At 74.3% G+C, this 23,999-nt stretch carries 15 protein-coding genes; 5 read left to right on the top strand and 10 right to left on the bottom strand.

Features of this window, described 5'->3' with window-relative positions; all coding sequences use genetic code 11:
- Positions 1–8: 8 nt before the first annotated feature.
- The 5 genes from ACPPVO_RS07435 to ACPPVO_RS07415 all read right to left on the bottom strand — a co-directional run bounded on the left by ACPPVO_RS07435 (position 9) and on the right by ACPPVO_RS07415 (position 9,818).
- Positions 9–3,035, bottom strand: a complete 3,027-nt coding sequence (locus ACPPVO_RS07435; protein WP_426510510.1) for an ABC transporter permease — start codon at positions 3,033–3,035, stop codon at positions 9–11.
- Between the two features lie 85 nt (positions 3,036–3,120).
- Positions 3,121–6,093, bottom strand: coding sequence for an FtsX-like permease family protein (locus tag ACPPVO_RS07430; RefSeq protein ID WP_426510509.1), 2,973 nt, complete (start codon positions 6,091–6,093; stop codon positions 3,121–3,123).
- Positions 6,094–6,187: 94 nt separating this feature from the next.
- On the bottom strand, positions 6,188–7,861 hold the full coding sequence (locus tag ACPPVO_RS07425; protein WP_426510508.1) for an acyl-CoA mutase large subunit family protein: 1,674 nt from the start codon (positions 7,859–7,861) through the stop codon (positions 6,188–6,190).
- Between the two features lie 74 nt (positions 7,862–7,935).
- Complete coding sequence (locus ACPPVO_RS07420) at positions 7,936–8,574, bottom strand: Asp23/Gls24 family envelope stress response protein (RefSeq protein ID WP_426510507.1); 639 nt, start codon at positions 8,572–8,574, stop codon at positions 7,936–7,938.
- A 53-nt stretch (positions 8,575–8,627) separates the two neighbouring features.
- Complete coding sequence (locus tag ACPPVO_RS07415) at positions 8,628–9,818, bottom strand: hypothetical protein (RefSeq protein WP_426510506.1); 1,191 nt, start codon at positions 9,816–9,818, stop codon at positions 8,628–8,630.
- Between the two features lie 142 nt (positions 9,819–9,960).
- Between ACPPVO_RS07415 and ACPPVO_RS07410 the strand changes: the two genes are divergently transcribed.
- Positions 9,961–11,511 carry a hypothetical protein gene (locus ACPPVO_RS07410; protein ID WP_426510505.1) on the top strand — a complete coding sequence of 517 codons (1,551 nt, stop codon included), beginning with the start codon at positions 9,961–9,963 and terminating at the stop codon, positions 11,509–11,511.
- 43 nt (positions 11,512–11,554) lie between these two features.
- Here the strand turns inward: ACPPVO_RS07410 and ACPPVO_RS07405 are convergent, their stop codons facing one another.
- From ACPPVO_RS07405 to ACPPVO_RS07385, 5 genes are all read right to left on the bottom strand, one after another.
- On the bottom strand, positions 11,555–12,208 hold the full coding sequence (locus ACPPVO_RS07405; protein ID WP_360369178.1) for an ATP-binding cassette domain-containing protein: 654 nt from the start codon (positions 12,206–12,208) through the stop codon (positions 11,555–11,557).
- A complete protein-coding gene (locus tag ACPPVO_RS07400; protein ID WP_426514564.1) occupies positions 12,205–13,041 on the bottom strand; it encodes an ABC transporter ATP-binding protein in 837 nt (278 codons plus the stop codon). The genes ACPPVO_RS07405 and ACPPVO_RS07400 overlap by 4 nt, the downstream gene beginning before the upstream one ends.
- A 106-nt stretch (positions 13,042–13,147) precedes the next feature.
- Positions 13,148–16,195, bottom strand: coding sequence for an FtsX-like permease family protein (locus tag ACPPVO_RS07395; protein ID WP_426510504.1), 3,048 nt, complete (start codon positions 16,193–16,195; stop codon positions 13,148–13,150).
- A 45-nt stretch (positions 16,196–16,240) separates the two neighbouring features.
- Entirely contained in the window at positions 16,241–17,203 is a 963-nt protein-coding gene (meaB, locus tag ACPPVO_RS07390) for a methylmalonyl Co-A mutase-associated GTPase MeaB (protein WP_426510503.1), read from the bottom strand.
- Complete coding sequence (locus ACPPVO_RS07385) at positions 17,200–18,402, bottom strand: acetyl-CoA C-acetyltransferase (RefSeq protein ID WP_426510502.1); 1,203 nt, start codon at positions 18,400–18,402, stop codon at positions 17,200–17,202. Before ACPPVO_RS07385 ends, meaB begins: the two co-directional genes overlap by 4 nt.
- A gap of 74 nt (positions 18,403–18,476) precedes the next feature.
- Between ACPPVO_RS07385 and mce the strand changes: the two genes are divergently transcribed.
- The 4 genes from mce to ACPPVO_RS07365 all read left to right on the top strand — a co-directional run bounded on the left by mce (position 18,477) and on the right by ACPPVO_RS07365 (position 23,970).
- Positions 18,477–18,944 (top strand): methylmalonyl-CoA epimerase, encoded by a 468-nt coding sequence (gene mce, locus ACPPVO_RS07380; RefSeq protein ID WP_426510501.1) that lies wholly within the window; start codon positions 18,477–18,479, stop codon positions 18,942–18,944.
- 88 nt (positions 18,945–19,032) lie between these two features.
- Positions 19,033–20,382: a crotonyl-CoA carboxylase/reductase gene (gene ccrA, locus ACPPVO_RS07375; protein WP_426510500.1), complete on the top strand. Its 1,350-nt coding sequence runs from the start codon at positions 19,033–19,035 to the stop codon at positions 20,380–20,382.
- 199 nt (positions 20,383–20,581) lie between these two features.
- Entirely contained in the window at positions 20,582–21,823 is a 1,242-nt protein-coding gene (locus ACPPVO_RS07370; RefSeq protein ID WP_426510499.1) for a cell division protein DivIVA, read from the top strand.
- 125 nt (positions 21,824–21,948) lie between these two features.
- Positions 21,949–23,970 (top strand): hypothetical protein, encoded by a 2,022-nt coding sequence (locus ACPPVO_RS07365; protein ID WP_426510498.1) that lies wholly within the window; start codon positions 21,949–21,951, stop codon positions 23,968–23,970.
- The last annotated feature ends 29 nt before the right edge of the window (positions 23,971–23,999 follow it).

Genomic DNA, 23,999 nt, shown 5'->3' with positions numbered 1-23,999 from the left:
GTGGTCCCTCAGCGCTTCGTTGTCGCGGCCGCACGCAGCCTGGCCCCGGCGACGACCGCGGCCGCGGCGAGCACCACCGCGGCGGCCGCCCACGCGACGATGACGGGCAGCGGCGACGGCCAGTATGCGGCCTTGAAGCCCTGGGCGTCGTCGCTGAACACCGGAAGATACTCGCGCACCAGCAGCCAGCTGGCCAGTGCCGCGAACGGGGCGAGCAGGACCGCGGTGCCGACCAGGGCGAGGTAGCCGCTGGCGGACGCGTCCCGGCGCGAGACGCCCTGCGCGCGTAGCGAGCGCAGCTCCCCGCGGCGGCGCTGCCGGTCGAGGCTCGCGACCAGCCACAGCGCGCCGACGGCGAGGATCACCGCCAGCACCCCGGCCATCTCGTGGAAGCGCAGCGCGATGGCCGGCCCCTGCTCGTCGAGCGCGTCGCGCACCGGGCCGAGCGGCCGGTCGAGGCTGATCGTCAGGCCCTGCTTGCGCAGCTGGTCCACGACGTCCGCGGGCGCCTTCGGGCCGAGGAAGATCTGCGGGTACCGCGCGTCGCCCCCGTCCGTCGAGAGCCGCTCGGCGTAGTCCAGGTCGACGATCCCGCCCCCGTAGGCGAGCCGCGGCACCGTCTCGACCTCGCCGGCGAGCTGGGTCGGCTGCAGCGCCCCGTCCAGGCCGGTGATGTGGTCGCCGAAGCCGGCGGTGCGGGCCGCGATGAGGGGCAGCGGGTTGGGCACGTCGGTCGGCATGACCCGCATCGCGGTGTCGGCGCCCTTGTAGTTGGAGATCTCGGCCCGCAGCCCGTCCTGCTGCCCGGTGAGCGTCGGCACGAGCAGCTTCGGCCCCGGCGTCTCCGGCACCCGCCAGCCGTCGGTCTGCGCGAAGCCCGCCTCGTCGACGATGGCCTTGCCGTGCTGGCTGAGGCTGTGCAGCACGACGGTGGCGTCGAAGCCGCGCTCCTCGGGCTGCTCGAGCTCCAGCGCCGCGAGCCGGCAGCCGTTCACGCACATCGGCAGGTTGCGCACGTACGTCTTGCGGCCGGTGGTCACCGCGCCCAGGTCGACGCGGCCGACGTCGGACCCGTCCACGGGCACCACGACCGCGACCCAGTGCACCCGGAACGCGTCGACGAGCTTGTCGATGGTGACGTCGAGCGAGATCTCCTTGTTGTCGACCTGGATCGGGTCGTGTCCGAGCGGCGGGTGCAGCAGCTTGGCCGCCTCGGCCGCGGAGATCCGCGAGTCGTCCCACAGCGCGGTGGCCGCGAGCGCCTGGCTGTCCACGGCCAGCACCGGCGGCGTGCCGTCCTCGGCGGGCGGCAGCATCGCGGTCGCCATGGCGAACTGCCCGTGGGGGTCGACGGCGCGGACCTTCGACAGCAGCGCCGCGCGGGTGAGCGGGTCGACGGTGAGCACCCGCGACGCGCCGAGCTGGACCCGGGCGCGGTGGTCCCGGGCGTCGGCGGACGCGCCGGCCGCGGTCGCGGAGAAGACCAGCAGGCCGATCGCGACGACGAAGAGGGCGAGGATGCGCTGGGTGCCGGGCCGGCGGGAGAGCGCGTAGGCGGCCAGCATCGGCCCGATCCGCCCGCGGCGGGAGGCGCGGCGCCCGATGCGCTCGGCGATGGGCAGCACGAGGCGGGCCGCGACCAGGGCGACGGCGATCACCACGGCCGACGGGGCGACGAGCGCGAAGCCGGTCAGCCCGCTGCCGCCCCGGCGCAGCTGGACCACGGAGACGGCGGCCAGCACCACGACTACGACCTCGAAGATCGGCGCGCTCCAGCGCGACAGCCGGCTGGGCACGTTGCGCAGCAGGTCGACGGTCCGCTTGGCCAGCTCGGCGCGCTGGGCGAGCAGGGCGGCCAGCAGCGCACCGCCGAGGGATACGCCCGCCCACCAGTTCAGCCCGGCCGAGATCGGCACGTCCGAGGAGGTGCTCAGCAGCGCCCAGGCGGCGAAACGGACGAGGTAGTGGCCGAGGAAGAAGCCGGCGACGGCGCCGGCCAGGATCGGCACGATGCTCTCGCCGGCCGCGAGCCACCAGCGCCGCGGGGCGGTGAGGCCGCGCAGGGAGAACAGGCCGAGCTCGCGCCGCCGCTCCTGGGTCGCCGAGGCCACGGCGATGAACAGCACGAACCAGCACAGCAGCACGAGCGGTACCGCCGCGACCGGAACGACCTGGGCCACCAGGCTGCGGTCGCCGTCGATGCGCGTGAGCAGGGCCGGCAGGCCGGTGCTGACGACCGCGTGGCCGGGCAGCGCCTCGAGCTTGCCCTTGCCGGCCTGCACCTGGGCGCTGATGCCGTCCAGCGACTCGCGGGTGATCGCCGAGTCGTCGATGACGACGTCGAGGGCCTGCTTCTCCGGGCCGTGCTCCATCGCCTCCAGGGTCAGCCGGCCGGCGAGGGCGGGCTCGGTCGTGAAGCGGGCGCTGGCGCGCGGGTTGAAGTAGTCGAGGTCGGACCAGTACTGCTCGGCCTTGTTGATCGGGTCGTACGAGCCGACCAGGGTGAGCTGGGCGCGCTTGCCGGCCTCGAAGTAGTCGCCGCCCTTCGGGTCCGTCTTGGCGTAGGCGGCCTGCAGCACGTCGCCGATGTGCACCCCGAGCTGCTGCACCTGCGCGGTGCTGAGGATGACCTCGGTCTCGCTGATGAAGCACCGGCCGGCCGTGATGCGCACGTGGGCGCACACGTCGTCGCGGTACACGAACCGCGGCGCGATCGGCTCGATCTTCAGGTCGTCCGGGACGATCATGATGTCGTACTCGGTGCTGAACACGCTCGCGAAGCCGCCGCCGTTGAACAGCTGCGGCAGCAGGTTCTCGAACTCGTGGTCCTGGGGCGAGGGCGAGGTGCGCCGCGCCTGCACGACGCGCTCGCTCGTGGGCGCTGCCGCGACCTGGCTGTGCACCACGGCGCGGTCGGCGGTCGTGGAGTACACCGGGGCACTGACGGCCGCCGCCATCGCGAACACGGCCAGCAGGAACGCGGTGAGGGCCTGCCCGGGCCGAGCCCGCACCATGGCAAGGGCCAGCCCGATCATGCCGCCACCTCCGCGAGCTCCGGCGCCGTCATGACCGTCGAGCCGTACCCGTGGTGAGCGGCCCCTCCGCTGCGCTCCGGACCACTCACGGCGCGCTCCAACCGTCGGCGAAGTAGGGCAGGACGTCGCCGATGTAGGCCCGGATGACCGCGGCCAGTATCAGCCCGAACACCAGCGAGGAGATGGCCAGCACCAGGTACCCCTCTATGCCGACGCGTCTTATCAGGCCGGCCGGTGCGCCCTGGGACCGCAGCGCGTCCAGCTCCCGGGCCCGCGGGCGGCGCTCGACGGCGCCGACGACGGTCGCCGCCCCGATGGCCAGGGCGAAGCCGACGATCCCGGACAGCAGCATGAACTGCAGGGTGAGCGGCGGGCCGAAGGAGGCGTACCGGTCGGCGGTGCCGTCGATCGTCTCCTCACCGAGCACGATCAGGCCCCGGTCCTGCAGCAGCTGCGTGATGTTCGCCGGGGCGCTCGCGTTGAGCCACACCTGCAGCGACTCCCCCGCGCCGAAGTCGGCCCCGAGCCGGTCGGCGTACTCGAGGTCGATGAGCACGCCGCGGGTGCCGAGCCGGGGCAGCGCCCGCGCGGTCGCGGCGACGTCCTCCGAGATCGACACCGAGCCGTAGCTGACCCGCTGGTCGCCCACCAGCCGCGGCTGCAGCCGGGTGGCCCGCACGCTGGGCAGCGGGGCCGGGGTGTCGAGCGGGTACACGCCCGGGTCGCTCACCCCGCTGCTGCGCACCGGCGCGACGGTCAGGTGCAGCCCGTCGGCGACCGGGGTGACGATGAGGTTGGGCGGGTTGCCGTTGACGCCGAGGCGCCAGCGCGTCCGGTCGGCGAGCAGCTCCTTGCTCAGCACCGCCTGGCCGCCCGCGGTCAGGCCGTGCACGACGACGTCGGGGCCGGGCCGGGCCGCGAAGAAGATCTTCTGCTCCTGCGTGCTCTGCACGATCTGCAGCGAGCTGAGCCGGCAGCCGGGCGGGCTCTCGCAGCCGGGCACCGGGGCCTTCAGGGTCGTCCGGCCCTCGGCGAGCGGGCCGAACCGGGCGGCGATCCGCTCGCCCTTCGCGTTGCCGAAGACGGCGTCGAGGTACACCACCCGGCCGGCTTCCTCGGTGGCGAAGTGGGTCGTGATGTCGGCCGTCAGCTCCCCGCCGGTCATGCTCACCGGCGCCGGGGCGGCCGGGTGCAGCAGGGCCGCGGTCTGGGCGGCGCTCGGCCCGTACTCGGGCCGCCAGGTCGCCACCGCGGCCAGCCGCGGGCTGTCCACGAGCAGCACCCGGTCGTTGTTGGAGATCACCGAGGCGACCGCGGCCATCGCGAACCTGCCGTCCGGGTCGGTCGCCCGCACGGCGTTGAGCAGCGCGAGGCGGTTCTCGGCCCGCACCGTGAGCACCTTGTCCGCGCCGACCTCGAGCTGGGCCCGGGTCTCGCCCGCGCTGCGCCCGGCGTTCCAGGTCAGCGCCGACGTGCACAGCAGCGCGACCGTCGCGATCATGAGCGCGGCGAGCCGGTGCACCCCGGGTCGGCGGGCGAGGTAGATGGCGGTGAGCGCACGGCCGGGGTGGCCGTGGCGCAGCGCCCCCTCGACCATCCGGCCCGCGGTGAACGTGATCAGCCGCGCGGCGACGAGCGCGAAGGCCAGCGCGGCGAGCCCGGGCGCGAGCAGCGCGAGGCCGGCCGCGTCGCCCGCGGCGCGGTGCTTGACCTGGTAGACGGCGACGACCGCGAGCACGACGAGCACGAGGTCGAACAGGTCGCGCCAGACGCGGTTGCGGGCCGAGGCCTGGCGCAGCAGGTCGGAGACGCTGGAGGAGAGCGAGCGGCGCTCGGCCAGCAGCGCGGCGAGCAGGGCGCCGAGCACGGCCACGACGACCGCGCCGACCGACAGCCCGAACGCGAGCGCGTTGACCCGGGTGTCGTTGATGGTCCCGTTGACGGCGGTGGCGGCGGCGTAGCCGATGGGCAGCCCGAGCAGCGCGCCGGCCAGCATCGGCAGGGCGCTCTGCCCGCTGACGAGGGCCCACGTGCGCAGGCGGGTGGCGCCGCGCAGCTTCACCAGGCCGACGTCGGGGCGCCGCTCCTCGCCGGTGTACTTGACCGCGAGGTACAGCGCAAACCAGCACAGGATGAGCAGCTGGAAGGCGCCGACCGGCACGCCCAGGGACACCAGCTGCCGGTCGCGCTCGACCTTGCCGATGGTCTCGGGCAGCTGGGTGTTGAGCGTCAGCCGGTTGTTGCCCGCCTCGACGGTCGCCCCGGCCAGGCGGTCGGTGACGTCCCCGGGCGCGTTGTCGACGAGCAGCCGCGGCTGCGCGACCATGTCGACGATCGTGCGGATGGTGACGCCGGACAGGCTCTTGTCGAACAGCGCGGGCGCGGCCAGCAGCGCGTCGTCGACCGGCTCGGTCATCTCCGGCGGGGCGCTGGTCGGCAGGGTCTGCGCGACGAGGTCGGCGTTGCTGCTCCAGAACGGGGCGGCGGGGTCGTCGGGGCGGTACACGCCGACGACCTTGAGCTGCAGCGGCTTGGTCAGCGTCACCGCGCCGTAGGCCAGCGTGTCGCCGGCCTTGACCCGCAGCCACCGGGCGGTGCGGTAGCTCACCGCGACCTCGTCGGCGGCCGACGGGCAGCGGCCCTCGAACGTCGCGTGCGAGCAGACGTCGGTGCGCACGGCGAGCGGGGAGTCGGTGTTGCGCGCGTCGGTGCCGCCGCCCTTGGTCCCCTGCGAACTGCCGGTGCTGGGCGTGCCGTCGAGGAACGCCTCGGTGTACGTCACGAAGCCCGACAGCCCCACGATGCGCTGGGTCAGCTCGGCCTGGGCGGCGATCTGCGCCTCGACCGAGCCACCCTCGACGGGACCCTCGCCGATGGTCTCCAGGGACCGTTCCTGGATCGGCGCGTTGTCCACGTGCCGCGTGGCGATCCGTTCCGTCGAGGCCAGCACGTACCACGGCGCGGCCGCCGCAGCTGCGCCGGCAAGGGTGCTGAGCAGCACCAACGTCAGCGCCTGGACGCGCCGGGCCCGCAGCGCTGCGAGCACGAGTGCCAGCAAGGCCCCTCCCCCGTGGTCAAGGTCGTTCGTAAACAGACCAGCGGGGGACGGTACCGGTTGCGGTCTTGTATTGCGGTTGGGTAACGGGAGATGGCTAGAACCGCGCGGGCTCGCGGTAGATGCCCCACTCCTCCTTCAGCGCGCCGCAGATCTCGCCCAGCGTCGCCTCGGCCCGGGCCGCGTCAAGCATCGACGGGATCATGTTCTCCCCGCCGCGGGCCGCCGCCACCATGCGCTCCAGCCGCTCCTTGACGACGGCGTTGTCGCGCTGCGTGCGCCGCTCGGTCAGGAGCTTCTTCTGCTCCACCTCGACCTCGTGGGAGACGCGCATGATGTCCAGGTCGCGGGTGAGCGAGCCGGTGTGCACGTTGACCCCGACGACGCGCTTGTCGCCCTTCTCGACCGCCTGCTGGTAGGCGAAGGCGGAGTCGGCGATCTCGGACATGAACCAGCCGTCCTCGATCCCGCGCAGGATGCCGGCGGTGATCGAGCCGTCCTGGCCCATGTCGCGGACGCGGGCGAAGATCGCCTCCGCCTCGGCCTCGATGCGGTCGGTGAGCGCCTCGACGTACCAGGAACCGCCGAGCGGGTCGGCGACGTTCGTGATGCCGGTCTCCTCCATGAGCACCTGCTGGGTGCGCAGGGCGATCTCGGCCGCCTCGTCGGTCGGCAGCGCGAGGGTCTCGTCCAGCGCGTTGGTGTGCAGCGAGTTGGTGCCGCCGAGCACGGCCGAGAGCGCCTCGACGGCGGTGCGCACGACGTTGTTGTACGGCTGCTGCGCCGTCAGCGACACGCCCGCGGTCTGCGTGTGGAAGCGCAGCCAGAGCGCCTTCTCGCTGGTGGCCCCGTAGACGTCGCGCAGCCAACGGGCCCAGATGCGCCGGGCCGCGCGGAACTTGGCGATCTCCTCGAAGAAGTCGATGTGCGCGTCGAAGAAGAAGCTCAGCCCGGGCGCGAAGGTGTTGACGTCCAGCCCGCGGGACTGGCCCAGCTCGACGTAGCCGAAGCCGTCGGCGAGCGTGAACGCGAGCTCCTGCGCGGCGGTCGACCCGGCCTCGCGGATGTGGTAACCGGACACCGACAGCGGCTTGTACCGCGGGATGTGCCGGTTGGTGTACTCCATGAGGTCGCCGATGAGGCGCAGGTGCGGCTCGGGCGGGAAGAGCCACTCCTTCTGCGCGATGTACTCCTTGAAGATGTCCGTCTGCAGCGTGCCGTCCAGCCGCGAGAGGTCGGCCCCCTGCCGCTCGGCCGCCACCAGGTACATGCAGAACACCGGCACCGCCGGCCCGGAGATGGTCATGCTCGTGGTCACGTCGGCCAGCGGGATGCCGTCGAAGAGCACGTCCATGTCGGCGGCGGAGTCGATCGCGACGCCGCAGTGCCCGACCTCGCCCAGCGACTGCGGCTCGTCGGAGTCGCGGCCCATCAGCGTCGGCATGTCGAAGGCCACCGAGAGGCCGCCGCCGCCCGCGCCGAGCAGCATCTTGTACCGCGCGTTGGTCTGCTGCGCGTTGCCGAACCCGGAGAACTGGCGGATGGTCCACGTCCGCCCGCGGTACCCGGTCGCGTGCAGGCCGCGGGTGTACGGGTACTCGCCGGGCCAGCCGATGCGCTCGAATCCGGGCACGTCGGCGTCCTCGGGCGGTCCGTACACGGGCTCGACCGGCGAGCCGGACAGCGTGGTGAAGTCGGCGTCGCGCTTGCGGGCCTCGTCGTAGCGGCGCTGCCAGCGCGCGCGCCCGTCGGCGATCTCGTGGGCGTCCATAACCATGATGCTAGCGGCCCACCTGAACGATCGCTAAGGCCCGCTCCTTCCCGGTGCGGGCCCCAGCGATGGCGCTAAGCGGCCGACTTCTCCTGCTCCGCGACGTGCACGTCGTCCACGACGATGTCGACCGCGGTCACCTCGAGGCCCAGCAGGTTCTCGACCGAGCCGATGACCTGCGTGCGCACCTTTTCGGCCACCGAGTACACCACGTAGCCGTACTCGATCACGAGCGTGACGCGCACCGTGGCGTTGCGCCCCTCCAGGCGCACGGTGACGCCCCGGTTGCCGTTCTCCCGCTCGTCGTCGCCGAGCCCGATGCGGTCGCGCACCGACGCGAACACCCGGGCGACGTCGCCGCCGAGGTCGTACACGCCCTCGACCTGCCGCGCGGCGATCCCGGCGATCTTCTCCACCACCTCGTCGGCGATGGTGGTGGTACCGCGGTCGGCGGCCAGCTCCGCGTTGTTGCGCAGCCGGTCGACGACCTGCGACGCCACGCGCCCGGACGCGGCCGCCGTGCTCGCCGCGAAGTCGCCCACCCGCTCCGCCGCCCCGGACGCGAACGTGGTGACCTTCTCGGCCGCCTCGTCGAAGCGCGAGTGCTCCTGCTCCGGCGCCCCGGCCTGGGCCGGAACGATCGCGGAGGCCGGCTCGACCGTGGCGAGCGCGTCGCCGGTCAGGTCGGGGTCGTCAATGTCGGTCTGGCTCATGTCGCTCTCCCCATCGTCCCCGGTCTGGAAAACGGGAGCAATGTACTCCCGAATCAGGCCCCGTAGGTCGCTTGAGTCACAGCGAAGACATTGCGGTGCCCGACAATCTCCTGCAGCGACCAGAGCAGGTCCGGCCCGGTCGCGTCCTCCCAGTAGCTGATGCTCTCCCCGCCGCTCACCCACGCGTACGTGTGAGCGCCGTCGGCGGGCGTCCAGTAGTACAGCTGTTTGGACCCGGACGAGTTGAACCACCAGCGCCCGTTGTGCGAGGCCACCCCGTTGAGCTTGTACCAGGGCAGCTGCAGCGCCTGCGAGGCGGTCGTGGCCGCGGCGAACGTGGTCCCGCCGGCGGCGAACGGGAACCGCACCGCCCGCGGCGCCCGGTTCGGGTAGTCGGTGCAGCCGGACGAGCAGGTGAACTCCGTCATCACCAGCGACCGGTCGACCCGGTCGAGCGAGACGGTCGACCAGGCGAGCGCCGTGCCCGACGTGGTCGCCGCGGTGACGGTTCCGACCTGCGGCAGCACGTACGCGTAGTTGTGCGCGTAGTACGTCGCCCCGTCGGCCTGCCGCCCGATCTGGTCCGCGGTGCCCCCGGTGTCCGTCTCGAGGATCTTGCGCAGGTCGAACACCCGCAGCCCGTGCCCGGTGTCGGCCACGTACAGGTGGTCCCCGTACCACGACACCCCGCCGGCGTGGACCTTCACGTCCTTGAAGCTGGGCGCGTCCGCGGTCCCGGTGGCCTCGACGAGCAGGATCTTCCGGTACTTGTTCGGGTAGGTGGCGTCCCAGTCGACCAGCGTGATCCGGCTGCGCGCGGAGTCCCCGTCGCAGCCGTCCTTGGTGTACCAGCTCACGAGCACGAGCTGATGCCCGTCGTAGTTGCCGCCGCCGGCCGTCCCGACCGCGTCGCGGCTGGTGGTGATGCCCTGCGGATAGTTGGCGCAGTCGCTGTTGTCGCCGCTGTCGAACCGGAACCCGGTCTGGAAGCCGGCGATCCCGAGCGAGTCGGTGATCCCGGTCCGGTCGTGGTTGGCGTTGTCCATGACGGTGTGCACGGCCGCGGTGCCGAGCGTGGCCGCGAGCGCATCGTTGAGCGCGTCGTAGCGGTGGTAGTCGGCGGCGAGCGTGTACTGGCCCGCGGGCAGCGCGACGGGCCCGGCCGCGGCCTGCGCCTCGGGCACCGCGACGACCCCGACCCCGGCGGCCACGACCGCAGCGGCCACCAACAGACGTTTCCTCATGCCGGACCTCCCCGTAGCAGACATAGACGTCTAACCATATGCGTCGGCGTTTGTCAGGAAAAGTCGGACCCGGCCGAACCGGCCGGATTGGCGCGACATCGGTACCGTGCCGGAGAGATCGATCGGCAGGAGGTCCTTCCCGGTGTCCGACAGCGCGTTCCAGGACTGGCTCGTCAGCGACAGCTGGCAGGACTACAAGCAGCAGCGGGCGATCCGCGAGATCGAGTCCTCGCTCGACGGCCAGCGCGCCGAGAGCCGGGCGCTGCGCTCGCAGCTGTCCCGGCTGCAGGGCTCCCTGGAGCAGCGCCTCAGCCGGCTGATCCGGTCCTTCGACGCGTTCGTCGAGCTCAGCGACCTGCGGGCCGATCTCGCCGGCTTCGACGAGGCCGCCCGCGCCCGGTACCGGATGCGTCAGGTCCTGGCCTTCCGGGCCGGCGCCGCCCCGGCCCTGCCCGCCACCCTGGCCGACGTCGACGGGTACTGGCTGTCCCCCGCCGCGTCCGCCCTGGCCGCCCTCAGCCGGGGCGACGACCCCTCCGCCGACCTCGACCGCGCCGCCGGGCGTGACCTCCGACGGACCGCGCTGCTGCTCGTCATGTCGGGCGCCGCCGCCGACGTCCGGTGGGTGGGCGGGGCCCTGCCCGAGCTCGCGGCCGACACCCAGCTCACCGCGGCCGAGCGCGCGGTCTGGACGGCCGCCGCCGACGGCCACCTCGGCGACGCGGCCCGGGAGCTCGTCGCCGCGCGGCTGGCCGCTCTCGTCGCCGGCCTCGACGACGAGCGGCGCGCGGCCCTCGACCGCTGGCTCACGGACCGGACCCAGGACCTGCCGGCGACGGTACCGGTGACGGGCCTGACTTCCGCCTCGGACCGCGGGGCCGTCGCCGCCCTGACCGCGGGGTCCCGCCTCGCCGCCCTCCGGGACTGGGCCGCTTCGACCGGCCTGGCGGCCGCCCCGGAGGAAGGCGCCGGGAGCCGGGCGGCGCTGGAGGCGCTGCTGCCAAGCCTCGTGGACGAGGGCAGCGACGAGGAGTCGGCGACGCTGCGGCGGATCCAGGAACTGCGGGCGGTGATCGACGATCGCGAGCTCACCCCGGCCGGACGCTGGGACGATCCGGTGGGGCTGCCGCTGACGCTGCTGGTGGCGGACGCGTTCGGAGAGCCGCCGGGGCCACGCGCGCTGGCCCGGCGGGTGCTGCGGGACCGCCTGCTCGCGGTCGGCGAGGCGCTGTGCGCGGAGACCGACGTGCCCGACCCGCAGGAGCAGACGGTCGTCGTCGAGCGGCAGTCGGTTCGCGTCCGGGCCAACGGGCCGATGCCCGCCGACGTCGACGGGCTGCAACGGGCGATCGAAGCGCGCTTCCCCGAAGGGCCGTCCAAGGCGTGGCAGCGCTGTGCCTGGTTCGCCGCCGCCGTCCTGCTGCTCGCCGCGGCGGTCGCGGTGCCGTTCGGGTTCGCCGTCGTGCTCGTGCTCGTGGCGCTGGTCTTCGCGTTCGCCGGGGTCCGCGGCATCTTCGCCGGCCGTATGGAGGCGGGCGGCCGGCGGGACAGCATCCGGCACGCCCGGGAGCGGGCCGACCAGCAGGTGGAGCAGCAGCGCAAGACCCTGGTGGAGCTGGTCCGCCGCCTCGGCGAGACCCGCCGCAAGGCGCCCGAGGACCTGACCGGCCTCCGCGCCGCCCTCGCGGAGTGACCGTATGGGCGCGGCCGAAAGGCCGCGCCCCTACGGAGAAGGGTCAGCCCCGCACGAGCTGGGCCGCGCCGTCCGAGAGGTGCAGCTCGCGGTCGCACGCGGCCGCCGCCTCCGGGTCGTGGGTCGCGAAGACCACCGCCGCCCCGCGCCGGGCCTCCTCCTGCAGCAGCTCCATCACCTTCTGCCGGTTGGTCGCGTCCAGCTCGCTCGTCACCTCGTCGGCGAGCAGCACGTCGCCGTGCAGGGCCAGGCCCCGCGCGATCGCCGTGCGCTGCTGCTGACCGCCGGACAGCTCCTCCACGAGCTGGTCGGCCTGGCCGGCGAGGCCGAGGCGCTCCAGCGAGGAGACGGTGGCGCGCCGGGCGTCGGCGGGAGGCGCGCCGCCCGCGATCATGGCGACCTGGATGTTCTCCTGCGCGGTGAGGATCGCGGCCAGCCCGTTGTCCTGCGGGATCAGCACCACGCGCTCGGCGACGGCGTGGTCGCGGTCGCGCAGCGGCGTCGCGTCGACCGTCACGGCGCCCTCGGCGGGGCGCAGCAGCCCGGCCATCGCCCACAGCAGCGTCGTCTTGCCGGCGCCCGACGGCCCGGTCACGGCCAGGATCTGGCCCGGGGACACCACGACGGACACGTCGCGCAGGACGGGGTGGTCCCGCTCGTAGGCGACCGTGACCCCATCGACCGTCAGTGTCTTCACTGCACACCCTCCACGTTGGCTCGAGCCGGGACCAGCAGCACGGTGCCGTCGGGCTGGGGCTCGACGCCCACGAGCGTTCCCGGTGGCAGCATGCGCAGCACGTCCTGCGGCAGATGCACGGTACCGTCGCGACCCACGACCGCGTAGTCCTCTCCGCGCCGGCCCTCCGCCCCGACCCGGCCGTCGCGGATGGTGACCGTCCGGCCCATGCGGCGCCCGACGTCCGGGTCGTGGGTCACGACCACCACGGTCGTGCCCGCCCGGCGGACCGCGTCGAGGGCCGTGAGCACCTCGTCGCGCGCCCGGGTGTCGAGCTGGCTGGTCGGCTCGTCCGCGAGCAGCAGGCCCGGCCGTCCGGCCAGCCCCACGGCGAGCGCCAACCGCTGGCGCTCACCAGGAGAGAGTCGCTGCGGGCGCTGCCGGTTGCGTCCGCGCCCGGTGAGCCCGACCGTCGCGAGCACCTCGCGCGGCTCGGGCAGCCCGCGGCGCCGGTCGCCGGGCACTCCCCGCTGGGCGAACCGGATGTTCTGCTCGGCGGTGAGGTACGGCAGCAGGTTGCGCGAGGCCCCCTGCAGCACCACCCCGACGTCGGCCGCGCGCATCGCCTGCAGCTCGGCTCCCGTGGCCCGCACGAGGTCGTGCGCGCCGACCGTGAGCCGCCCGGCCGACGGCGGCAGCAGCCCGGCCAGCAGCGACAGCAGCGTGGACTTGCCCGAGCCCGAGGGGCCGAGCAGGGCGACCGACTCGCCGGCCGAGATGTCCAGGTCGACCCCGGACAGCGCGACGACGTCGTAGCCCTCCAGCCGGTAGATGTACACCAGCCCGCGGCACATGACCGCCAGCCCGGCGCTCACGACGGCACCTCCGCTTCGCTCCGGCACCGCCGCGAGTCAACACTGAACCCATGGTGAGCGGCCCCTCCGCTCCGCTCCGGACCGCTCACTGGGCACCGTCCCGCAGCCGCGCCGGCGTGGCCCGCCCGAGCAGCCGCAGCACCAGCGCCACGGTCACCAGCAGCCCCAGCACGGTCAGCCCGAGCGCGACCGGCAGCGCGCCGAACCCGGGCTCGTAGGAGAACGAGCCGGCCGGCTCCCCGACGCTCACCAGCGGAATCCCGGGCAGCATGACCAGCGCGCCGGCGATCCCGGCGGCCAGCCCGACGACGAGCGGCAGGCCGAGCAGCGCGCGGTACTCCCGGAACAACGCCCGCCGCAGCTGACCGGCCCGCACCCCGGCGACCCGCAGCGCGGCGAGCTCGTAGAGGCGGGCCCGCACCCCGACGTACGCGCTGAGCAGCACGACCCCGAGCGCCAGCAGGATCGCCGCGCCCCCGGCCAGCAGGTAGAGCCAGAGCCCGAGCGCGGGGGCGCCCCGGGCGAGCCGGTCGGTGAACCCGTCGATCGACTCGGTGCCGAGCACCTGCACGCCCTGGGCCCCGAGCCGGGCGCCCAGGTCCGCCGGCGCGCCGGCCCCGGCCCACACCTCGTAGCGCAGGTTGCCGTTGTCGGCGAGGCTCGCGGTGCGCTCCGCCATGCGGGTGGCGTAGTCGAGGTCGAACATCACCGCACGGCGCCCGGCCCGCGGGAGGCTGTCGGCGCGGTCCGCGACGGTGAACGGCTGCGGCTGGTCCGAGAAGCCGGGCAGGCTGAACGCGGCGGCCCGGGCGTCGTCGGTCGGCGCGCCGCCGGCGAGCACCGCCGGCAGCGTGTCCGGGGTGTCCACGTGCTCGACCACGGCGTCGGCCGGGTCGCTGCCGGAGACGTCGATGCCCAGGGCCGCGCCCGCGCGCACGGTCACCGTCGCCCGGCCGGCCGCGGCCGGCCGGGCCAGCCAGCGCCCGGCGAGGTCGAAGCCGGGGCTGAGCGGGCCGCCGTCGCTGGTCAGACCGCGCACGGCGACGGTGACGGCGAACGGGTCGCTGCCGCCGGCGGCCCGGCCGACCGCGAGGCCGATGAGCCGGCACCCGGCGGCGCAGCCCACGAGCGCCGCGTGGTAGCTGTGCGTGCCCTTGGCCAGCGGGCCGAGCGTGACGGTGCGCGGCGGCTGCCCGGGGTCGGCCACGATCGCGGCCAGGCGCAGCGCGGGCCTGGCCGGCAGCGCGTCGACGCTCACCTCGGCGCTGAGCTCGCGGCCCAGGCGCAGCGGGTCGGCGGCCGCCGGGTGCAGGCGCGCGGCGATGGCGCCGACCTGCTCGCGGGAGTGCCCGCGCCAGACGGCCACGTCGGCGAGCCGGTCGGCCTGCACCCCGAGCAGCTCGACGGGGGCGTTGTCGAAGCGCTGGCTGGCCCGTACCACCGCCATGGCGTGCCCGCCGGGGTCGGCCTTGGCCACCGCCGCCTCCAGCGCGTCCGGGTGCGGGGCGTTGACCGTGTAGACCCGCTGCGCCCCGACCGCGTCCTCGGCGGCGTCGCCGCGCGCCCGCGCGGCGACGTCCCAGGCGGTCGCGGCGAAGGAGAGCAGCGCGACGGCCACGGTGACCACCACGACGAGGCGCTGCCCGCCCGGGCGCCGCGACAGCTGCGCGGCGGACAGCAGCGGCACGATCCGGCCACGCCGGCGGGCCAGGCGCAGCCGGGCCACCGACCACAGCCCGAGCAGGCGGGCCGCGGCGATGCCGAGCACCAGCGCGAGCAGCGGCGGGGCGAGCAGGGCCAGCGGGGAGGTGCGGTCGCCGGCGGCGGCGACCAGGCTGGCCGCGGCGAGCGCGACGACGACGCCTTCGGCGAGCCCGGCCTTCCAGCCGCCGCGCTCGGGCACGCGGCGCAGCAGGCCGAGCACCGGGCGGGCGAGGGTGGCCCGGGCCGCCAGCAGCGCGGCGACGACGCCGGCGAGCAGGGCGATCCCGGCCGCGGCGAGGACCGGCCAGCGCAGCTCCGCGTGCACCCCGGGGGCGAGCAGCGCCCCCGCGGCGACCTGGACGAGCCCGAGCCCGGCGACGAGGCCGACCGGGACGGCGGCGGCGGTGAGCAGCAGCACCTCCCCGAGGCCGAAGCGGGCCGCGCGCCCGGCCGGATAGCCGCGCAGCTTGGCCAGCGCGATCTCCGGGCCGCGCTCCTCGGTGAGCGACGCGACGAGCAGGAAGAGCACGAACCAGCACAACAGCAGCAGCGGTACCGCGATGACGGGCGCCGTCCGCGCGATCGCGCCCTGGTCCGCGTCGATGCCCTGCAGGACCGACGGCAGCGTGGTGGTGACCTCGAGCTCGCGCCCGCGCATCCGGTCGGCGAGCGTGCGCAGGCTCGCGCGGAGGCCGGCGACGTCGTCGAGGCGGACGCGGCCGGCGCGCAGCGGGTACTCCAGCCGCGTCGACAGCGTCGCCGCCGGCTCCGCCCGCAGGTCGTCCTCGGTCAGGCTGAACAGCGCGTCGGCCCGCTCCCCGTCGCCGCCGGAGCCGGCGCTGAAGTACGCGGTGCGCCCCCAGTACGCGGCGTCGGCGTCCTTCGGGGTGTACAGCCCAGTGATCTTGAAGGTCTTGTCCCGCCCGGCGCCGGCCGGTCCGAGGTGCACGACGAGCGGGTCGCCGGGCTTGAGGTGGTGCGCGTCGGCGGTGCGGCGGCTGACCGCGACCTCGCCCGGGTTGTCGGGGCAGGCGCCGGCGAGCTCGAGCTGGCCGCAGACGTCCTGGCGGTAGGCGAGGCGGGCGCCGGCCTCGGCGTAGGTGACCTCCGTGTCGATGGCCGCGACCGGGCGGTCGAGCCGGTCGGCGAGCAGTTGGTCCTGGTCGAGGGCCGCGTTCGTGGCCAGCCGGATCTCGGCCAGGTCCAGGTACGCGGCGCTGTCTTTCGTGCCCTGCGCGCCGACGGTCAGCCCGGTCGCGTCGGTGGACGCGACGGACAGGCCGTCGGTGAGGACGGACTGCTGCGCGGCACGGCTGTACGCGGGGGTGAGCACGGCCGCCGTGGTCGCCGTCACGGCGAGGAGAAAGACCACGAACGACCGGCCGGCCCGGTACCTGATGCCACGCAACATGACGGTCCAGGCCGTCACGTGAGCCCCCAATGTGCTGGTCTAGCGGTGGTTGACCCGCAGACCTTAGCCGAGCTGGGCCAGCAGGGCATCGGCCGCCGCATAGGGGTCGGTGCGGCCGCCCGCGACGTCGCGGGCCAGCGTGGCCAGGGCGTCGCCCCGGCGCAGGTCCTTCATCCGGGCCCGCAGCGTGCCCAGGGCGATCGCCTCGATCTCGGCCTCGGCCCGCCGCGTGCGCCGGGTGTCGAGCTCGCCGGAGTCGTGCAGGTACGCACGGTGCGCCTCGATCGCCTCGACCAGCTCGTCGATGCCCTCGCCGCGCGCGGCGACGCAGCGCACGACGCGCGGGCGCCACTGCCCGGCGGCGCGCTCGCCGAGGCCGATCATGCCCTGAATGTCCCGGTACGTGGCGTCGGCGCCGTCGCGGTCGGCCTTGTTCACCACGAACACGTCGGCGATCTCGAGCACGCCCGCCTTGGCCGCCTGGATCGCGTCGCCCATGCCGGGGGCCAGCAGCACGACGGTGGTGTCGGCCAGCCCGGCGATCTCGACCTCGGCCTGGCCGACGCCGACGGTCTCGACCACGACAGGGTCGCAGCCGGCGCCCTCGAGCACCCGCGCGGCCTGGGGCGTGGCCGCGGACAGCCCGCCCAGGTGGCCCCGGCTGGACATGGAGCGGATGTACACGCCGGGGTCGGTGGCGTGGTCCTGCATGCGCACCCGGTCGCCCAGGATGGCGCCGCCGGTGAACGGGCTCGACGGGTCGACGGCGAGCACGCCGACGCGCCGGCCCGCCTTGCGGAACGCGCGGACGAGCTCGTTGGTCGTGGTCGACTTGCCCACGCCCGGCGAGCCGGTCAGCCCGATGACGGCGGCCGCGCCGGTGCGCGGCGCGAGGGCCGCCGCGATGGCCGGCAGCACCTCGTCGCCGTCCTCGACCAGGCTGATCAGGCGCGCCACGGCCCGCGGGTCGCCCTCCCGGGCGGCGTCGACGAGCGTCGGCACGTCGCGCGAGCGGCGGATCGTCACCGCTTGGGCACGCGCAGCAGGAGGGCGTCGCCCTGGCCGCCGCCGCCGCACAGGGCGGCCGCGCCGAGGCCGCCGCCGCGCCGGCGCAGCTCCAGCGCGAGGGTGAGGGCGAGGCGGGCACCGCTCATGCCGATCGGGTGGCCCAGGGCGATCGCGCCGCCGTTGACGTTGACGATCGCGGGGTCGACGCCCAGGTCGGCGGTGGACTGCACGCCGACGGCGGCGAAGGCCTCGTTGATCTCGATCAGGTCGAGGTCGGCCGCGGTGAGCCCGGCCTTGCCCAGCGCGTGCTTGATGGCGTTGGAGGGCTGGCTGGTCAGCGAGTTGTCCGGGCCGGCCACGTTGCCGTGGGCGCCGATCTCTGCGAGCCACTCCAGGCCCAGCTCCTCGGCCTTGGCCTTGCTCATCACGACCACGGCGCAGGCGCCGTCGGAGATCGGCGAGGAGGTCGCGGCGGTGATGGTGCCGTCCTTGGCGAACGCCGGGCGCAGCTTGGCCAGGCTCTCCGCCGTGGTCTCGGGCCGGATCTGCTCGTCTTCGGTCACGACCAGGGGCTCGGCAGTGCCGGATTTCCTGGGCGCCCGCGGGATCTCGACCGCAACGATCTCCTCGGCGAAGTGGCCGTTCTTCTGCGCGGCGGCGGCCCGCTGGTGGCTGGCCGCGCCGAACGCGTCCTGGGCCTCGCGGCTGATGCCGAGGCGGGCCACGTGCCGCTCGGTCGACTCGCCCATGGAGACCTGGTCGTAGGCGTCGGTGAGGCCGTCGAGGGCCATGTGGTCCTTGATCACCACGTCGCCGTACTTGTACCCCTGCCGCTGCCCGACCAGCAGGTGCGGCGCGTTGGTCATCGACTCCATGCCGCCGGCCACGACGATGTCGAACTCGCCCGCGCGGATGAGCTGGTCGGCCAGCGCGATGGCGTCGAGGCCGGAGAGGCACACCTTGTTGATCGTGAGCGCCGGGACGTGCATGGGGATCCCGGCCCCCACCGCGGCCTGGCGCGCGGGGATCTGCCCGGAGCCGGCCTGCAGGACCTGGCCCATGATGACGTACTGCACCTGCTCGGGCGCGACCCCGGAGCGCTCCAGCGCGGCCCGGATCGCGACCTCGCCGAGCTTCGTCGCCGGGAAGTCCTTGAGGGCGCCGAGCAGGCGGCCCATCGGCGTGCGCGCGCCGTTGACGATCACCGACTGAGTCATCGCAGGAGGCCTCCGAGAGAAGGTTCACATCGCACCGTCGCGACCTGAACGTGGATTCAGTTCAGACTATCGCCATGGAGACCTCGGGCCAGAAGTTGGATATATCACCCATCGGCATCCAGCGGATCGACCACGTGGGCATCGCCGTGGCCGACCTCGACGAGGCCATCGCCTTCTACGCGCGGGTGTTCGGCATGCGCTGCGTGCACGAGGAGACCAACGAGGAGCAGGGCGTGCGCGAGGCGATGCTCTCCGTCGGCCCGACCCCCGAAGGCGGCTGCCTGCAGCTGCTCGCGCCGCTGTCGCCGGAGTCGACGATCGCGAAGTTCCTGGAGCGCAGCGGGCCCGGGATGCAGCAGCTGGCCTACACCGTCACCGACGTCGACGCCGCCTGCGCCGAGCTGCGCGAGCGCGGGGTGCGGCTGCTGTACGAGCAGCCGCGGCGCGGTACCGCCGGCTCCCGCATCAACTTCGTGCACCCCAGGGACGCCGGGGGTGTACTGGTGGAGCTGGTCGAACCCGCTAGTGCAGTTTTTCACTAGCCCGTTCCGGCCATAGCTACCGGTCAGTAACCTCCGCCCCAGGGCGTCCTGCGGCGACGCTTTCCTGCGGAGGTTAGGAGCGCCAGCGATGCAGCACATCCTCGACGCGATCATGCAGGCGGAAGGGGCCGCCGACCCGGCCGCGCAGCTCCGGGCGGTGGCCGGCCTGCCGGTGCCGGACAGCTATCGGGGCGTCGTGGTGCGCGCCGGCGAGGCGGGCCTGTTCGACGGGCTGGAGACGCGCGACAAGGACCCCCGCAAGTCCCTGCACGTGCAGGAGGTGCCCACCCCCGAGGTCGGGCCGGGCGAGGCGCTGATCGCCGTGATGGGCAGCGCGGTCAACTACAACACGGTGTGGACGTCGATCTTCGAGCCGGTCTCGACGTTCGGGTTCCTGCGCCGGTACGGCCGGCTGAACTCCCTCGCCAAGCGTCACGACCTGCCGTACCACGTCGTCGGCTCCGACGCGGCCGGCGTCGTGCTGCGCGTCGGGCCCGGGGTGAGCAAGTGGAAGCCCGGCGACGAGGTCGTCGCGCACTGCCTCAGCGTCGAGCTCGAGGACGCCGCCGGCCACGACGACACGATGCTCGACCCGCAGCAGCGCATCTGGGGCTTCGAGACCAACTACGGCGGCCTGGCCGAGCTCGCCCTGGTCAAGGCCAACCAGCTCATGCCGAAGCCCGCGCACCTGTCCTGGGAGGAGGCGGCCTGCCCGGGGCTGGTCAACTCGACCGCGTACCGCCAGCTCGTCTCCCACCACGGCGCGCAGATGAAGCAGGGCGACACAGTGCTCATCTGGGGCGCCTCGGGCGGCCTGGGCTCCTACGCGGTGCAGTTCGCGCTCAACGGCGGCGCGACGCCGGTGTGCGTGGTCTCCAGCCCGCAGAAGGCGGAGCTGTGCCGGGCGATGGGCGCCGAGCTCGTGATCGACCGCTCCGGGTACCGGTTCTGGCGCGACGAGCACCACCAGGACACGGACGAGTGGAAGCGCTTCGGCGCCGAGATCCGCGCGCTCACCGGCGGCGAGGACCCCGACATCGTCTTCGAGCACCCCGGGCGCGAGACGTTCGGCGTCAGCGTGTTCGTCGCGCGGCGCGGCGGCACGATCGTCACGTGCGCCTCGACGTCGGGGTTCATGCACCAGTACGACAACCGGTATCTCTGGATGAACCTCAAGCGCATCGTGGGCTCCCATTTCGCGAACTACCGCGAGGCCTGGGAGGCCAACCGCCTGATCGCGCGGGGGCGCATCCACCCCACCCTTTCCCGGGTGTACCCACTGGAGCAGACCGGGCAGGCGGCGTACGACGTGCACCGCAACCTGCACCAGGGCAAGGTCGGCGTCCTGGGCCTGGCCCCGGCCGAGGGCCTCGGGGTGCGCGACCCCGAACTGCGGGCCCGGCACGAGCCGGCGATCAACCGCTTCCGCGACCGCTGAGGGCCGGCAAACGGCGCGGGGGATGTCGAGTGGGATTTGATACCCCCCGCGTTCCGGTCCTTTCGGTCACCCGACACGCCCATAAAGCGTGACAAAAACGCGGCGTGTCCTGGCCCAGGAAAGATGACCATGAGGGCCGTGCGGAAGATACCCGTTCCACCCTTGCGAACTCCCCCGGGTGGTCTGCAAGTATGTGGCAATGCCCCAGCAGCAGTCCTCGGTTGACTTCTTCCAGAACGGCTCTGATCACGAAGAGCTGAGTGTCGTCCTTCGCGGTTATGACCGCCAGCAGGTCGACAGCAAGCTGCAGCGCCTCAACGCGCAGCTGCAGCAGGCCAGTCAGGCCCGCGAAGAGGCCGAGGGCCGCCTCGCCGAGGCCCAGCGCCGGGTTCGCCAGGCCGAGCAGCGCCTCGGCACCATGGAGCAGAAGCTCAGCGACACCAACAAGCAGCTGGAAGAGAACAACCGGCCGACGCTCTCCGGGCTGGGCACGCGGGTCGAGCAGATCCTGCGGCTGGCCGAGGAGCAGGCCAACGACCACCGGGGCGAGGCCAAGCGCGAGTCCGAGGGCATCATCTCCGCGGCCCGGCTGGAGGCCCGCGAGATCACCGACAAGGCGCGTGCCGAGTCGGCCGCGATGAAGGCGACCGCCGAGCGGGAGGCGGGCAACCTGCGCACGGCCGCCGAGCGCGAGGCCGCCGAGGTGCGGGTGCAGGCGCGCCGCGAGGCCGACACGCTGCGGGCCGACGCCGAGCGCGAGACCAAGCAGCTGCGCACCGCCACCGCCCACGAGGTCGCCGAGCTCAAGGCGACCGTCGAGCGCGAGGTCGCCACGCTGCGGGCCACCGCCGAGCGGGAGATCACCCAGCTGCGGGCCAAGGCCGCCCGCGAGGCCGAGGAGAAGCGCGCCGAGGCGACCAAGCTGCTCACCGACGCCCGCGACAAGCGCGACAAGGACCTGCAGTCCCTCGCGCTGGAGATCGCCGAGCGTCAGGAGAAGGCCGAGCGCGACGAGTCCGCGCGCCACGCCTCCGCCGTCGCCGCCACCCAGAAGCTGGTCACCGAGGCCGAGGGGCGTGCCCGAGCGGCCGAGGACCGGGCCAAGGAGATCGAGCAGCGCGCGGAGACCCGCCGCGTCGAGTCCGAGCGGGCCGCCGCCGAGACCATCGACAAGGCGAAGAACCTCTCCGACAAGACCGTCAACGAGGCCCGCGCCGAGGCCCACCGGGTGCTCAGCGAGGCCCGGGCCGAGGCCGAGGACACCACGCAGCGCGCCCGGCGCGAGGTCGACGACCTCACCCGCCAGAAGGACGCGGTCACCTCGCAGCTCGGACAGATGCTGTCCGGCCTCGCCGGGATCATGCCGTCGGTCGCCCCCGCCCAGGGTGGCGGCGACGCCAAGAAGGGCAAGTCCGGCGACGGCGAGAAGGTCTCCGCCTGACCGAACCGGGTCGGGGCGGTCGCAGCCAGTTCTCGAAGTTAATTCACGGGGAGTTCGATCGCACGTCCCGTCACGCGCAGTGTGTAATTGCGCGTGGCGGGACGTTGCGTGTGAGGATGGGTGTTATGTCAGACGGCGGCGACCTCTTCAACTCGGGCACTGGGGTGTCCTCGGAGCCAGACTTCGAAACGGCGATCCGCGGATACCGGCGCGACCAGGTCGACAAGTACTGGACGCAGTCCGAGAACGAGATCGCCGCGCTGAAGCTGGAGAACGAGGAGGTCTGGGGGCAGGTCCAGGCCCTCGCCTCCCAGGTGCAGGATCTCCAGATGGAGCTGGCGGAGCTGCGCCGGCACGCACCCGGCCGCGGCGAGGTGCTCTCCTTCCGCCACCTCGGCGCGCGCGTCGAGCAGATCCTCGGGCTCGCCGAGGACCAGGCCGCCGACATCCGCGCCAGCGCCGTGCAGGAGATCGCCGGCCTGCGGGGCGAGGCCGAGCGACTGCTCGCCGAGGCCCGCAACCGCGCCGCCAAGGCCAACGAGGACTTCGAGCTCGCCCTCGCCGCCCGCCGCGCGGAGGAGGAGCGCTCGGTCTTCCACCGCCGCTCGGCGCTGGACGCCGAGGCCCGCGCCGTCGAGGAGCGCTCGGCCCGCGCCCGCGGCGAGGCCGAGCAGATCATGGCGGCCGCCCACGCCGAGGCCCAGCGCATCGCCCAGGTCACCACCGCCCAGCTCGAGCAGGCCCGCGCCCAGGCCGAGGCCCACGCCCACGAGGTGCGCACCGCCGCCGAGCAGCACGCCGCCGCCGTCAAGGCCGAGGCCGACCAGCACGCCCACACCGTGCGCGCCGCCGCCGAGCAGGAGACCGCGGGGGCCAAGTCGCACGCCGCCGCCCTCGTCGCCCAGGCGCAGGAGCAGGCCGCCACCGTCGCCGCCCAGGCCAAGCACGAGGCCGACACGCTCGCCGCCCAGGCCCAGCAGACCGCCGCGGCCGTGGCCGCCAAGGCCCAGGAGGCCGCCGAGGCGGTCGCCCGGCAGGCCCAGGAGCACGCCGCCGCCGTCGCCAAGCAGGCCCAGGAGGCCGCGGCCGCCCTCGTCGCCCAGGCCGAGGCCGCCGCCGCCGAGGCGGCCGAGCAGGCCCGCCGCCGGCTCGAGGCCGACACCGTCACGGCCAAGCAGGCCGCCGACACCGAGGTCGCCGCCCACCGCGAGACCCTCCAGCAGCAGCTGAGCGGGCTGCGCGCGGCCCACGAGGCCGAGCTCGCCGAGCAGCGCGCCGCGGCCACCGCCGAGGCCGAGACCCTGCGCACCGCCGCATCCACGGAGGCCGAGTCCCTGCGCACGGCCGCCGCGGCCGAGATCGAGTCGCTGCGCACCGCCGCCGCGGCCGAGGCCGACTCGCTGCGCGCGGACGCCGCGACCCACGCCGACACGGTCAAGGCCGAGGCCGCGACCCACGCCGAGACCGTCAAGGCCGAGGCCGCCACGCACGCCGAGTCGCTGCGCGCGGAGGCCGCCACCCGGGCCGACGAGGCCCTGCAGGCCGCCGAGGCCGCCCGCGCCGCCGCGGAGGCCGAGGCCGCCGAGGTCCGCGCCGCCGCCGACACCGAGGCCGAGCAGGTCCAGGCCCGCATCGCCGCCCTGGAGGCCGAGGCCGGCTCCCTGCGCGCCGCGGCGGCGGAGGCCGAGACCCTGCGCGCCACGGCGTCCGAGGCCGACTCGCTGCGCACCGCGGCCGCCGAGGCCGAGACCCTCAAGGCGAAGGTGGCCACGCTGGAGGCCGAGCTCGCGACCGGCCAGGCGGCGCTGGAGGCCGCCCAGGCCGAGACCGCCAAGGCCGCCGAGGCCCTGAAAACGGCGACGAAGACCGCGAAGGCCGAGGCCATCGAGGCCCTGAGGAACGCGGCCAAGGCCACCGAGGCCGCCCAGGCCGAGACGGCCGAGGCCCTGAAGACCGTGGCCAAGGCCGCCGAGGCCGCCGAGGCCGCCAAGGCGACGGACGGGGTCAACGGCGCCGACGGCACGAAGGCGCAGGCGAAGGCCGCGGCGGACAAGGCCAAGGCCGAGATCGACGAGGAGCTGACCGCGGCCACCGCCGCCCTGCCCACCAACGGCAAGGTCACCGTCGAGGCCAACGGCACCCGCTGACCCTCACCGCGGCCCCGCGCGCGCCGGCG

The organism is Dactylosporangium sp. McL0621 (assembly GCF_049995355.1).
GTDB lineage: Bacteria > Actinomycetota > Actinomycetes > Mycobacteriales > Micromonosporaceae > Dactylosporangium.
Note: the sequence above shows the minus strand (reverse complement) of the source record. Positions and strands in the feature narration are given on the sequence as shown.